Here is a 13,366-nt window from a genome sequence, read left to right as displayed (position 1 = left end):
TTAGTCCATTTTTAAAACAGACATAAACGCTTCCTGAGGAAGCTGTACTTTACCGATAGACTTCATACGTTTCTTACCGGCTTTTTGTTTCTCTAAAAGTTTACGCTTACGTGTAATATCACCACCGTAACATTTTGCGGTAACATTTTTACCCATAGATTTTACAGTCTCACGAGCAATTACTTGGTTACCTAAAGAAGCCTGAACAGCAACTTCAAACAGTTGACGTGGAATAAGCTCTTTCATGTTTTTAACAAGTACACGTCCGCGAGAAAGTGCAGATGAGCGAGGTACGATTACACTTAATGCATCTACAACATCACCTGCAACTTTAACATCTAGTTTTACAAGGTCACCCTCTTTAAAATCAGTAGGCTCATAATCAAAAGACGCATAACCTTTTGAGATAGATTTTAGAGTATCGTAAAAATCAACTACTATCTCATTCATAGGTATAGAGTATTCAAGCATTACACGCTCTTCATTTAGATAAGTCATCTTATCTTGGATACCGCGCTTGTTGATAAGAAGCGTCATAATATTTCCAAGGTATTCTGCAGGTGTAATTACTGTGGCTTTTACATAAGGCTCTTCAATACGCTCTATCTTTTGAACTTCAGGAAGCTCAGATGGGTTTTGAACATATACCATCTCACCGTTTGTAAGATATACATGGTATATAACCGATGGTGCAGTAGCTATTAGATCAATATGAAACTCACGTTCTAGTCTCTCTTTGATAACTTCCATATGAAGCATCCCTAAGAAACCTACACGGAAACCAAACCCAAGTGCAATAGACGTCTCTGGCTCGTAAGATAGTGATGAATCGTTTAGTCTAAGCTTGTCTAGTGCATCACGTAACTCTTCAAATCTGTCTGTATCTATTGGATATAATCCGGCAAATACGAAAGGTTTTGCAGGTTCGTAATTACCTACAGGTTCAGCACATGGATTTTTTGCATCTGTAATAGTATCACCTACATTTACGGCACCAACATCCTTAAGACCAAGTACTACTATACCGATTTCACCGCTTTTTATAGAATCAGTTTTTATCTTATGAAGTGGGTGAGGGTACATCAAGTCAAGTACTTGGTGTTGCTCGTTGTTACTCATAAGCTTAACCATCTGACCTTTTTTTATCTCACCGTCAAACACACGTACAAGTGCTAAGGCACCAAGATATGCATCAAACCAGCTATCATATATAATAGCTTTTGTAGTATCATCAGGGTTACCAACAGGTGCAGGGATTCTATCTACGATAGCATCTAAAAGCTCACGAATTCCAATCCCTGCTTTTGCAGAAGTTAAAACTGCATCTGTAGCATCAATACCAATAGCTTCCTCTATCTCTTCAGCTACTTTCTCAGGCTCAGCAGCAGGTAGATCGATCTTGTTTATAACAGGGATAAGTTCTAAGTTGTTATCAAGTGCCAAATAAACATTAGCTATAGTTTGAGCTTCAACACCTTGAGCAGCATCGACAATTAAAAGAGCACCGTCACTTGAAGCTAACGATTTACTAACCTCATAAGAGAAATCAACGTGGCCCGGAGTGTCTATAAGATTAAGTATATAAGGCTCGCCGTCTTTTACATAGTTTAGGCGAACTGATTGAGCCTTAATTGTAATTCCACGCTCTTGTTCAATATCCATTGTGTCCATCATCTGACTTCCAAGCTCACGCTCGGTTACAGATCCACACTCTTGGATAATTCTATCTGCTAGTGTCGATTTACCGTGATCGATATGTGCAATGATTGAAAAGTTTCTAATATTTTTCAAGTATGTCCTCTTATGAAAAAAGTGAATTTACACTTTCATTATGGTATACACGGCGAATAACTTCAGCAAATAGTGGAGCTACTGTTAGTACATTTATTTTATCGTGTGGTTTAGTTGTTAATGTGTTAGTAATTATAAGCTCGTCTAACTCACCGTTTTCTAGATTCTGATAAGCTTTACCGCTTAGCACACCGTGAGTAGCACATGCCATAACAGAAGTTGCACCTTTGTTTTTAAGTGCAGAAGCAGCTTTTACCATAGTCCCCGCAGTATCAACCATATCATCGATCATGATTACATCGTAACCTTCTACATTACCGATGATATTCATAACTTCACTTTCATTTGCTTTTTCACGACGCTTATCAACAATAACCATATCTAAACCAAGACGTTTAGCAAAGTATCTAGCCCTAGCTACGCCACCGATGTCTGGAGAAGCGATGATCGGATTTTTAAGATTTTTGCTTTTTATATATTGCTCAAATGTGATTGAACCGTATAGATTATCAACAGGGATATCAAAAAATCCTTGAATTTGACCTGCGTGTAGATCGATTGTTACAACTCTGTCAATTCCAGCTGTTTCATACATATCTGCTACAAGTTTAGCAGTGATTGGAACTCTTGGAGCTGCTTTACGATCTTGTCTTGCATAACCGTAGTAAGGAACAACAGCAGTAATGCTTGAAGCTGATGAGCGACGAAGAGCATCAGTCATAATTAGTAATTCCATTAAGTTGTCATTTGATGGCGCACCTGTTGATTGAACAATAAATACATCACGACCACGAACACTTTCAGCAATTTGAACGGAGATCTCACCATCACTAAATTTTTTAACATCAGCATTTGCCAAAGGTACATCTAAAATTTGACAAATCTCTTTCGCAAAATCTACACTGGCACTACCAGCAAAAATCTTATAACCACGCATTGGTTTTTCCTTTTTATGGATAAATAATTTCGCAATTATATAAAAAAAGTGCTGATTGTTTTGTTAAAATCTAAAATAAGTTGATATCAGGTAACTTTTCAAAGTGGAGTTTTCCGTCTCACCGCTGGCTATATATGATCTTTTTAAATAAGATAATTTAACAGATACAGAATCTGAAATTTTATATTTTGTAGAAACTATAAGAGCATCTTTATAAAGATCTTTTAAAAAGTGATTTGTTAAACCGTAATTTCTAAGAGCATATATACTTTCTCCAAACCATAGCTCTATAGTCGTGTCAAAATTTCCATTTGAATTTTTTAAGCTTAAAGAATGAGCAGAGTATTCCTCTTTAAGACTACTGTCTCCAGAGTGGAGTGTTATAAAGTCATATGTTACTTTAGCCAAGAAAGTTCCCATCAGAGAGTTATAATCACCAAAGTAAAAACCTAAATATGGAGTAAATTGGTTTGTAAATTTAGCCAGAGATGCACTGTTATATTTAGAATAAGATATATTGGCACCAAGTTGAAAAATATCCGTGTTTTTTTCTAAACCTGCTAATACGGCAAAGATTTGATCATAATCACTTTTTGAACTAAACAGATAATTAATCGAACTATTTATAGTTAAAGTGTCATCTAATTTATATCTGTATAAAACAGCTAAATCTAAATTTTTAATATTTGAATTATCGTAATATTTGATATTTCCGTAATCTAGTAAAAGATCAAAAGAATGTTTATTATTTTTTATTTTAGAATATAAACCTAAGTTGTATTCAGATCTTTTATTAGTAGTTGTTTGTTCATCATTATAGTGTTTCGTATAACTCATAAACGGAGCAGTTAGAGTATTTGTAGTTTGCGCTTGTAAAGATATCCAGTTTACAATCAAAATAAATGATAAAATGATTTTTTTCATATAATTAAACCTTTAATTTAGTAAATTTGTAGCATAAAGCATGCCATATTTTATAGCTATAAATAACTTAATTTTTATATTAACCGCTGTTTAAGTAATTTTTATGTATTATTTCGGACTTAATTTTAAATAAGGATATGGCATGAAAAGAACATACCAACCTCATAATACGCCAAGAAAGCGTACACACGGTTTCAGAAGTCGTATGGCAACTAAAAATGGTCGTAACGTATTAAGCCGTCGTCGTGCTAAAGGTCGTAAAAGATTGTCAGTTTAGGCGGATTTAACTTACTGAAGCAACATCGTGAGTTTCAGTTTGTTTATAGAAAATCAAAAGGTACACACTCGGATTCTGTTGTACTTTTTTACCTCAAAAAAGAGGGCGAAAAAAAGATAGGCTTTACAGCTACCAAAAAAATTGGTAATGCTGTAGTGCGAAATCGCAGCAAAAGAAGACTTAGGTCTCTTTTTGTTAAATACTCATCTACACTTAAAGATGGCTACTATGTTTTTGTAGCTAAATCATCTACATCTCAAATTCAAGCCCAAAATCTAGAAAAAGATTTCGAAAAAGTATTGTCTCGTGCGAAGTGTTTTACTTAAGATTTTATGGATTTACCAGAAGTTTTTTACCCTAATTGGGTATGGAAGTTGTCGGTATTATCCAAGCTGTAGCGAATATGCGAGAATAAATTTCGAAAATAATTCAATTTTAAGTGCTTTTTATAACACTTTTACTAGAATACTAAGGTGTAATCAACTTTTTGAGGGCGGCATCGAATACCCAGAGTTAAACAAGCTGCATTTAAAGCCCAAAAAAATGGGGATTGAATCTATAAAATATTGGTTGGTTCCAAATAAAAAGAACCGTCGTTTTTACATTATAAAAAATTTTTCATATAAGGGATAAGATAAATTATGTTCGACAACATGACTCCAAATCAAAGACTGATGAGTGCTGTACTGTTATCAGTTATTTTTTTCGTAGGGTATACAGCAATATTTCCACCAAAAAATCCAGATTCGCTTGAAGCTAATGCAACAGTAAAATCAGCAGCAGGGCAACAAGTTAGTTCTAGTAAAGAAGTTTCTACAATTCAAACAAGCCAAAATCCGGCAGGGCATGAAATAAGTAAGCAAGATAAAATGGCATCGGCTGAGTCTAGTAATATACTTACAGTTTCAAATGATGAGTTTATTTTAAAAATAGATACACTGGGGCGTATCGCATCTATGGAGCTTTTACAAGAAAAGTTTAACGATGCAGACGGGAAGCATGCTCAAATTATTCCTGCTTTTGGTGTTAAACCTCTATATGTTAGGTTTGTAGATGAAGCTTTAAACAATGAAGCTATGCAAACACCATACACTTCATCTGTATCCGAGATTAAACTTACAGATGAAGCAGCTCAAAAAGTTACTCTTACTCAAAAACTATCAAGTTTAACAGTTACAAAAGAGATCACTTTTTATGCTGATGGTCATTATGACATCAACGTAAATCTTTCACAAGATAAAAGACACTATATCTATCTTGGTCAAAGACCTCAGTTAACTGAGAATATGATGACTGTTCACGGTGCTATGGTATATACTGCTGATGACTTAGTTACTATTGTAGAAGACGGTGATGCAGAAGGGCGTAAAAACTTTACGGATGTAAAACTGATCTCTGCATTTGATCAGTACTCTGCAACTATTATGTATGGTTTTGCTAAAGATACTAATATCATTGTAGAGCGTGATCGTGATGATAATCCTGTAGTTTATTTTGATGCACTTCAAAATATGAGTTTCAACGGTTATATAGGTCAAAAAGAGTTTAAAACTCTTAAAAATATTGACCCGATGCTTACTAATGCTATTGAGTACGGTTGGTTTACATTTGCAGCTAAGCCTCTTTTCTCACTACTTTCATGGTTACACGGAATCTTTGGAAACTGGGGTTGGTCTATCATCGCACTTACTATTTTAGTAAGAATTGTACTTTACCCTCTAACTTACAAAGGTATGGTGTCTATGGCTAAGCTAAAAGAGATAGCACCGCAAGTTAAAGAGATACAAGCAAAATATAAAGGTGATCCTCAACGTATGAATGCTGCTGTTATGGATTTTTACAAGAAAAAAGGTGCTAACCCTCTAGGTGGTTGTTTACCTATGCTTCTTCAAATTCCTGTTTTCTTTGCGATTTACCGTGTACTTTTGAATGCGGTTGAGCTTCAAGGTGCAGAGTGGGCTTTATGGATAGATGATCTTTCACGTATGGATGGTACATTTATACTACCGATCCTTATGGGTGCATCTATGTATTATCAGCAAAAACTGACACCTACAAACTTTACAGATCCATTACAAGAAAAAGTTATGAAATTTTTACCGATTATATTTACGTTCTTTTTCTTGACATTCCCTTCAGGTCTGGTACTATATTGGTTTGTAAATAACTTATTTTCTATAGCACAACAATTTATTGTAAATCAGCAGATGGCTAATGCTAAAGACGCAGAGATAGCTGCTCACAAACATAAGGCAAAAAAAGATGATTAAAATAGAAGCATTAACGCTTGAGGAAGCTTATTCACAAGCGGCTACAAAGTTAGAATGTTCTGTTACTCAATTAAAAATAGAAGTTGTCCAAGTACCCTCTAAGGGTTTACTTGGACTATTTAAAAAACCTGCAATTATCGTTGCAGCTAAAGAGATTCAAAGTGAGTCTTCAAACCCGCAAGAAACTACTAAAAAAGAAAAAATCAAACAAAAGAAAAAACAGTCTAAAGAAGAATCTTTAGATAAAACAAGCTCTCAAAGTGTTTACAACGACACAATTATGCCTGAGTCTTTTGTTAGTACACAAGATGAAGATTATAATGATACTTATTATGACGAAGACTACATTGACGATGAGATAGATGAAGAGGCTTATGAAGAGATCATCAACGAAACTATGGAAGATGTTCAAACTATGGAGATCAACGAGATTGTTTCAGAAGTAAAAGAAGATATAAACAAGCTTTTTAAAAATATATGTTTTGATATAGATGAGATCGATGTTAGTGCTTATGATGAAAATACACTTCTTATAGAGTTTACAGGTACTGATGCAGCACTTTTAATCGGTAAAGAGGGTTACAGATATAAAGCTCTTTCATATATGATTTTCAACTGGATAAACTCAAAATATCAAGTAGGTCTTCGTTTAGAGATTGCAGAATTTTTAAAGAACCAGGAAGAATCAATTACTCGTTACTTAGAGGGCGTACATGAAAATGTTGATCGTGACGGTAGAGCTCAAACTAAGATACTTGATGGTGTTCTTGTGCAAATAGCTCTTAAAGAACTGCGCAATTCATACCCTGATAAATATGTAGCTATACGCACAACTCGTGATGGATTAAAATATATCATTATAAATGACTACCACAACAACTGATACAATAACTGCCATAGCTACGGCAAACGGTATAGGCTCAATAGCCATCATCCGCATCAGCGGTGATGAAGCTTTGAGCATCGCTAAAAAACTTACACACAAAAAAGACTTTAAACCAAGATACGCAACACTTACAAATGTATATAATCAAGATGATGAATTAATAGATGAATCAGTTGTTATATATTTTAAAGCACCTTTTTCATTTACTGCAGAAGATGTTATCGAGATTCAGTGTCACGGCGGTTTTATAGTAGCTCAGTCTATTTTAAAAGCTGTATTAGCTAGCGGAGCAAGACTTGCAGAAGCAGGTGAGTTTTCAAAGCGAGCATTTTTTAACGGTCGAATCGATCTGAGTGAAGCAGAAGCTATAGCACAGCTGATCGAAGCAAAGAGTGAAGATGCGGCAAAGATACTGGCTAAACAGATGAAGGGCTCACTAAAAGAGTATATTGAAGAGATTCGTGATGAGATCATACATATACTTGCATACTCTGAAGTTAGCATTGACTATGCAGAGGAAGACTTGCCTGAAGATCTGATAGAGCAGATCAAAACTAAATTAGAAGGTTTAAAAGCTTCACTCTCAAAAACACTTAGTGCTAGTAAAAGCCGTGAGGGACTTATGCAAGGTTTCCGCGTGGCAATAGTGGGAAAACCAAATGTCGGTAAAAGTTCACTTTTAAATTCACTTCTTGCATATGAGCGTGCAATTGTAAGTGATATAGCAGGTACTACTCGCGATACTGTAGAAGAGCAGTTAAAAATAGGCTCACACTTAATCCGTATAGTAGATACGGCCGGAATTCGTGAAGCCGACGATGAGATAGAGAGAATCGGTATTGAGAGAAGTTTAGCAGCCATTGAGTCTAGTGACATTGTAGTAGCACTTTTTGATAACTCACGTGAGATAGACGTAGAAGATGAATCTATATTAAAACTTATCGATGAACACTCACAAAACAAAAAAGTTATCTATGTTAAAAACAAGATAGATCTAGAAACTAAGTTTCCACAAGATAGAGTGAATTTTGATCTAGAACTAAATACTAAAAGCGGTGTTGAAGGCTTGATAGAGCTTTTAGAGAATCATATGGATACTACAAACTCTTCTGATGAGATGATGCTTATTTCTCATCGTCAGATCTCTGCTGTTGAAAATACTCTACAAAATATAGATGACGCATTTATGCCACTTGAAGATCAAGAGCTTGAAATTTTCTCTTTTCATCTAAACGAAGCCGTAAAAGAGATGGCAAGTATCACTCGTCCTTTTGAGAATGATGAGATGCTTGATAAGATGTTCGGCTCTTTTTGCCTAGGAAAATAATTGAAATATTTAGCTATTGACTTAGGTCTTAAAAGAATCGGACTTGCATATTCTGCTCACAAAGACATTGTAACTCCTCTTCCTGCGATCATTAGAAAAAACCGCAATCAAGCAAGTGATGAAGTAAAAAAAGCTATAAAAGAGTGGGAAGTAGATGCAGTTGTGATCGGCATTCCTATGGGTGGAAGTAGTGAAGATGAGATGCGTCGCCGTGTAGCGCATTTTATGAGTCTGGTAAATTTTGAAGGTGATGTCTTTTACCAAGATGAAGCTTCCTCATCACTTGAAGCAGAAGATCTGATCAAGGGTGAAATGAAGCACCTAAAAGATGGCCGTATAGATTCAATATCTGCAATGATAATACTGCAAAGGTATCTTACTAGTAACAAATAAGTAGTATAATTGATGTTAGCTTTCAAAGGAATTCAACTATGAAAAAAAGAACTAAAATTGTAGCTACAATAGGCCCTGCTTGTGATTCACTAGAAAACATTATAGAACTGATTCGTGCAGGTGTGAATGTATTTCGTTTAAATTTTTCACACGGATCACATGAACACCACAAAGAGATATTAGAGAGAATCCGCGAGGCTGAAAGGCAAACAGGCTTAATTATCGGCATACTGCAAGATATCAGTGGACCTAAAATAAGAGTAGGACATCTTGAGCGTCCTTTTCATCTCAAAGAAAACGACATTATAGAGTTTGTTTATGAAGCTATAGAGGGTATACATGTAAGTGAAGGCTTATACCGCGCATCTATCTCAGAGCCTAAAGTTCTAAAACTTTTAAATGTAGGTGAATACATATACCTATATGATGGGATGATAAGAACAAAAGTTGTAGAAACAACAGATGAAAAAGTATGTGTTCAAGTTGAAAATGCAGGGATACTTTCATCTAAAAAAGGTATAAACTTTCCAAACACTACTTTGGGAATAAACATCATAACAGACAAAGACAAAAAAGATATAGCATGGGGCATAGAGAACGGTGTAGACTTCATGGCCATATCTTTTGTTCAGTCTGCTGATGATATGAAACAGGTTAGAAACCTGATAGTAGGTCATAAAGATAATGTACAGCTATTTGCAAAGATAGAAAAGTTTGATGCAGTTGAGAATATAGACGAGATCTTAGAATACAGTGACGGTATAATGGTAGCTCGCGGTGACTTGGGGATCGAGATACCGTTTTTTGAAGTGCCTGCAACCCAAAAGATGCTGATCAAAAAAGCAAATGAAGCTTCAAAACCTGTTATTACAGCTACCCAAATGCTTCTTTCAATGACTGAAAAAGAAAGGGCAACTCGCGCTGAGATCAGCGACATTGCAAATGCGGTGCTGGATGGCACCGATGCTGTAATGTTAAGTGAGGAGAGTGCTGTAGGACACAATCCTGTATTAGCTGTTAAGACTATGGTTCAGACTATTCAAGGTGCTGAGAAAGTTTACCCTTTTGACAAGGTAAAAAAGTTTGCCATTAAAGATGCAACTGACAGTATAAACTCTGCTGCAGTTAGTCTGTGTAAAGATGTAGATGCATGGGGAATGGTAGCCATAACAGCATCAGGACAATCTGCCAGAAAACTCTCTCGTTATAAACCAAAACGTGATATATATGCTGTTTCTCACTCTTTGAAAACTTCAAGGTTCTTAACTATATCTTGGGGTGTTGTACCTGCATTTTTGGTAAAAGAAGCTTCACTTGGACAGATGATGAGTGAAGTTATGAATCAAGGGATTGACAGAGGAGTTCTGCAACTTGATAAAAGCTATATCTTAACAGCCGGTGATCCTGTAGGTGTTCAGGGATCAACCAACATAATAAGACTGCTTCGCGAACGCGAAATGATGTTCTTTAAAGAGCTTAAACTAAAGGACCGCCCGTAACTATTATGCCGTCCATATCGGCATATACGTAAACGCCAGTTTCAAAACTTGCACCGCCGAATGTTACGCGTACATCACGCTCACCTTCGGTTGTAGGTATGTATTTGTGTGGGCATGTCCCAAGTGCATAAAGTGCAACAGGAATATCTTTAATTTGGTAAGTATCACGTACGTATCCGTTAACAATGATCCCTGCATAGTTGTTTTTATGTGCAAATTTCATAAGGTTTTCACCAACTACGGCATAATAGTCTTCTCTAACATCTACAACTACAACTTTACCTGTTCCGTCTTCATCACGAAGAAGCTTTACCAGTTCAGAGTTGTTTTTATCTAGTTTAACCGTTATAACTTCACCTTTACATTTAAGTGCACCGCCATAGTTTTTAAAATCCGGATTCAGTGTTATAACTTTGTCAAAATGTTCGTCACAAATGTCTGCTGTAAAAAAGTCCATATATCTTGCCTTGTCAAAAAAATTATATTTAGATTATAACAACTTTTTTACAAATATTCCTTCTAACAAGAAGGAACATTTCCGCTATCATTTGCATACTCGTAAAAGAAATCAAAATAGTGTTCAAGATATTTCTCTTTTAAAGCACCATCTTTTACTTTTGGACAGATATTTTTAATCTCGTCCGCTAAGTTACTTTTAACATCTTCCCACTCTGCTTGAGAATGTTTAGCAGCCATTTTCGCGCCGTTCATTCCACATGCACCTTTTAACTTTTTAAGATAAAGCTTTTGACCTTTTGCAACATCAGCTGATACTACAGTTGTCCCAACTGAAAGTAAAAGAACACTTGTTAATATTATTTTTGCAATATTTTTCATGACTTATCCTTTATTATTTTTTAGATTCTATGTATTTTGCTACAGCTTCAATATCTGCGTCATTTAATGCAGCTACCTGACCTTTCATTAGACCTTTCATAGCTCCGCCGTAAGTTCCGTCTTTATAACCTTTTAAAGCCGTAATAACTTTTGAAGCTTCCCAACCTTTAATCACTTGAGATTTACCAAGAGCTTTTTTCTCTGCATTTACTCCGTGACATCCGGCACATTTTTTGTAAATATCTGCACCGTCTGCAGCTAAACTTGTCATTGAACCTATTAGTGCTAGTCCTAATAAAACTTTGTTAAGTGTTTTCATCTTTTTAACCCTCCGTATTTTTTAGTTACAAGAGAAGTATAAAAAATAATTGTGAAATGATTGTGAAACTTACCAGGTTATACAAACTTGGGTGTATTTATCCACTTCTGAAGTTATTTTTACATCTAGATTATATTCATCACATATCATCTTAACTATGTTTAAACCGATCCCAAATCCACCTGCAACATTATCAAATCTGGCATATCTATCAAACATAAGATCAATATTTTCCTGCTTTATTCCTTGACCCGTATCTTTGATCGTTAGTTGATGATCCTTTAGTGTTATAAAAATAGATCCGCTTATTTTGTTGTACTTAATAGCATTTGAGAGAATGTTGTCAATTAGTTTTGAGATCTTTTTCTCATCTATGTTTAATGTCACCTCTGGACTTAGCTCTGTTTGAATATCTATCTTTTTTATATTTGCTAAAATTAAGAAGTATTCAACTCTCTGTTCTATTAGTTGTTTTAGATTTATATCTTGATTCTTTGAGACTATTTTGTTGTTAAGAATTAAAAAACTTAGATCGTCATATATGTTAGACACGGTTTTAGTACCTATCTCTATGCGGTTTAGTATTTTTAAAAGGTAGTTGTCTTTTATGCTCTTTTTGTCGATCAGCTCAATGTTTGTCATGATCGTACTTACTGGAGTATTTAACTCGTGTGTAGTGTCTTTTATAAAAGTATCTAGCAGATGAAGTGCATCGCGCATAGGCTTTAGAAAAAGTTTTAGTAAAAAGTAACCGATCACTATCATAATACTAAAAAATATAGAGCTGTAAATAATTATATTTCTTACAGTTGCATCTAGCCATTTTTTATCGTCTATAATCTCAATAACTACATATTGTGTATTTAGATAATGTTTCTCAGGATTTGTAATGTAGCGTATGATCTTGTTGTTGGTGTAAGAGATCTCAGTTAAAGAGTTTTTTGGATCTGCTGATGTGGAATAGATAAGTTTGTAGTCATTCGCATACAGAGAAGTTTTGAACATTTCATCTTTAGGGTAAGTTATTTGTCCTGTTTTATCTGCTCCTAGATCTTCCAAAATTGAGATGAAGTTGTTTGCATACTCATTTAGTTTGATCGTTCTTTGTGAGCTCGCCAGCTCTTTTTGAAGGTTGTAGTATAGTGATATGCTCATACCTAAAATGACAATGGTAAGAAAAATATATAGAGCTAAAAATCTAAAAAGTGTCTTTTTTTCACTTTGTGGTAAATCTATATCCAAGCTTTTTAATACTGACAATTTTTTCCTTTCCCAAGAGTTTTCGTAAGTTTTTTATGTAGGTACGAAGAGCTGTCTCGCTTATATCTTCACCGTATTCCCAAAGCGTCTCGTAGATAGTCTCGTGAGTTACAAGTTTATCTTTGTTTTGTAAAAATAGTTTTAAAAGTTTTGCATCTTTGTTGTTTAGTTGTACATCTTGATTGTCAACATTTAAAATATCGTTTGCGGTGTCGTAGTAGATGTTTTGATCTATCTCTATTTTTGTGTCACTACTGTGGAAAAATTCCCTTTTTAAAATACTCTCAACTCTTAGTTTTAACTCTTTAAGTGCAAAAGGTTTTCGTATGTAATCATCGCAACCGCTGTCATACCCGCTCTCAAGATCACTCATGGAGTTAAGTGAAGTTATAAAAATAGCAGGAGTTGTATTGTCTTGCTCGCGTATGCTTTTTAAGATCTCAAAGCCGTTGATGTCTGGAACATTTACATCTAAAAGAAGAAGATCAAAGTTATTTTCGTAGATTGCATCTAGTGCATCGTTTCCATTGTATACACTTATGATCTCATAATCTAAGTTCTCAAAGTAATCAACAACGGTTTCATTTAAAGCTATATCGTCTTCAAGCAGCAGGAGTTTCTTTTTCATGTTTTAATTGTAGCGAAA

The 13,366-nt window shown here is 35.0% G+C and carries 16 protein-coding genes; 8 read left to right on the top strand and 8 right to left on the bottom strand.

The features are described from left to right. From lepA to ABZA65_RS07800, 3 genes are all read right to left on the bottom strand, one after another. Positions 1–1,791, bottom strand: coding sequence for a translation elongation factor 4 (gene lepA, locus ABZA65_RS07810; protein WP_373072377.1), 1,791 nt, complete (start codon positions 1,789–1,791; stop codon positions 1–3). Positions 1,792–1,801: 10 nt separating this feature from the next. Beyond that, positions 1,802–2,728 carry a ribose-phosphate pyrophosphokinase gene (locus ABZA65_RS07805; protein ID WP_373072375.1) on the bottom strand — a complete coding sequence of 309 codons (927 nt, stop codon included), beginning with the start codon at positions 2,726–2,728 and terminating at the stop codon, positions 1,802–1,804. Between the two features lie 63 nt (positions 2,729–2,791). After that, positions 2,792–3,652, bottom strand: a complete 861-nt coding sequence (locus ABZA65_RS07800; RefSeq protein WP_373072373.1) for a hypothetical protein — start codon at positions 3,650–3,652, stop codon at positions 2,792–2,794. 142 nt (positions 3,653–3,794) lie between these two features. Between ABZA65_RS07800 and rpmH the strand changes: the two genes are divergently transcribed. Genes rpmH through pyk form a run of 8 tightly spaced genes read left to right on the top strand, consistent with a single transcriptional unit; the run spans position 3,795 to position 10,304 of the window. Next, on the top strand, positions 3,795–3,929 hold the full coding sequence (gene rpmH / locus ABZA65_RS07795; RefSeq protein WP_152306527.1) for a 50S ribosomal protein L34: 135 nt from the start codon (positions 3,795–3,797) through the stop codon (positions 3,927–3,929). Then, positions 3,917–4,255 (top strand): ribonuclease P protein component, encoded by a 339-nt coding sequence (gene rnpA / locus ABZA65_RS07790; protein ID WP_373072526.1) that lies wholly within the window; start codon positions 3,917–3,919, stop codon positions 4,253–4,255. The genes rpmH and rnpA overlap by 13 nt, the downstream gene beginning before the upstream one ends. Continuing rightward, positions 4,236–4,562: a membrane protein insertion efficiency factor YidD gene (yidD, locus tag ABZA65_RS07785; RefSeq protein ID WP_373072370.1), complete on the top strand. Its 327-nt coding sequence runs from the start codon at positions 4,236–4,238 to the stop codon at positions 4,560–4,562. The genes rnpA and yidD overlap by 20 nt, the downstream gene beginning before the upstream one ends. Before the next feature lie 8 nt (positions 4,563–4,570). Next, entirely contained in the window at positions 4,571–6,199 is a 1,629-nt protein-coding gene (gene yidC, locus ABZA65_RS07780) for a membrane protein insertase YidC (RefSeq protein ID WP_373072368.1), read from the top strand. Continuing rightward, positions 6,192–7,082: a Jag N-terminal domain-containing protein gene (locus ABZA65_RS07775; RefSeq protein WP_373072366.1), complete on the top strand. Its 891-nt coding sequence runs from the start codon at positions 6,192–6,194 to the stop codon at positions 7,080–7,082. The genes yidC and ABZA65_RS07775 overlap by 8 nt, the downstream gene beginning before the upstream one ends. Further along, the gene (gene mnmE, locus ABZA65_RS07770) at positions 7,063–8,412 is read left to right on the top strand and encodes a tRNA uridine-5-carboxymethylaminomethyl(34) synthesis GTPase MnmE (RefSeq protein WP_373072364.1); all 1,350 of its coding nucleotides are present in this window, start codon (positions 7,063–7,065) and stop codon (positions 8,410–8,412) included. The genes ABZA65_RS07775 and mnmE overlap by 20 nt, the downstream gene beginning before the upstream one ends. After that, positions 8,413–8,805, top strand: coding sequence for a Holliday junction resolvase RuvX (gene ruvX / locus ABZA65_RS07765; RefSeq protein ID WP_373072362.1), 393 nt, complete (start codon positions 8,413–8,415; stop codon positions 8,803–8,805). It abuts the gene before it with no gap. A 38-nt stretch (positions 8,806–8,843) separates the two neighbouring features. Next, positions 8,844–10,304, top strand: a complete 1,461-nt coding sequence (gene pyk / locus ABZA65_RS07760) for a pyruvate kinase (RefSeq protein ID WP_373072360.1) — start codon at positions 8,844–8,846, stop codon at positions 10,302–10,304. Here pyk and rraA read toward each other — a convergent pair. From rraA to ABZA65_RS07735, 5 genes are all read right to left on the bottom strand, one after another. After that, the gene (gene rraA, locus ABZA65_RS07755; RefSeq protein WP_373072358.1) at positions 10,282–10,761 is read right to left on the bottom strand and encodes a ribonuclease E activity regulator RraA; all 480 of its coding nucleotides are present in this window, start codon (positions 10,759–10,761) and stop codon (positions 10,282–10,284) included. The genes pyk and rraA overlap by 23 nt on opposite strands. 62 nt (positions 10,762–10,823) lie before the next feature. Then, complete coding sequence (locus ABZA65_RS07750; protein ID WP_373072356.1) at positions 10,824–11,141, bottom strand: cytochrome C; 318 nt, start codon at positions 11,139–11,141, stop codon at positions 10,824–10,826. Positions 11,142–11,154: 13 nt separating this feature from the next. Next, complete coding sequence (locus tag ABZA65_RS07745) at positions 11,155–11,460, bottom strand: cytochrome c (protein ID WP_373072354.1); 306 nt, start codon at positions 11,458–11,460, stop codon at positions 11,155–11,157. A gap of 69 nt (positions 11,461–11,529) precedes the next feature. Further along, positions 11,530–12,720, bottom strand: a complete 1,191-nt coding sequence (locus ABZA65_RS07740) for a sensor histidine kinase (protein WP_373072352.1) — start codon at positions 12,718–12,720, stop codon at positions 11,530–11,532. Further along, positions 12,677–13,348 (bottom strand): response regulator transcription factor, encoded by a 672-nt coding sequence (locus ABZA65_RS07735; RefSeq protein WP_373072350.1) that lies wholly within the window; start codon positions 13,346–13,348, stop codon positions 12,677–12,679. The genes ABZA65_RS07740 and ABZA65_RS07735 overlap by 44 nt, the downstream gene beginning before the upstream one ends. Positions 13,349–13,366: the final 18 nt, after the last annotated feature.

The sequence above is a fragment of the Sulfurimonas sp. genome (assembly GCF_041583195.1).
Classification (GTDB): Bacteria; Campylobacterota; Campylobacteria; order Campylobacterales; family Sulfurimonadaceae; genus Sulfurimonas.
Note: the sequence above shows the minus strand (reverse complement) of the source record. Positions and strands in the feature narration are given on the sequence as shown.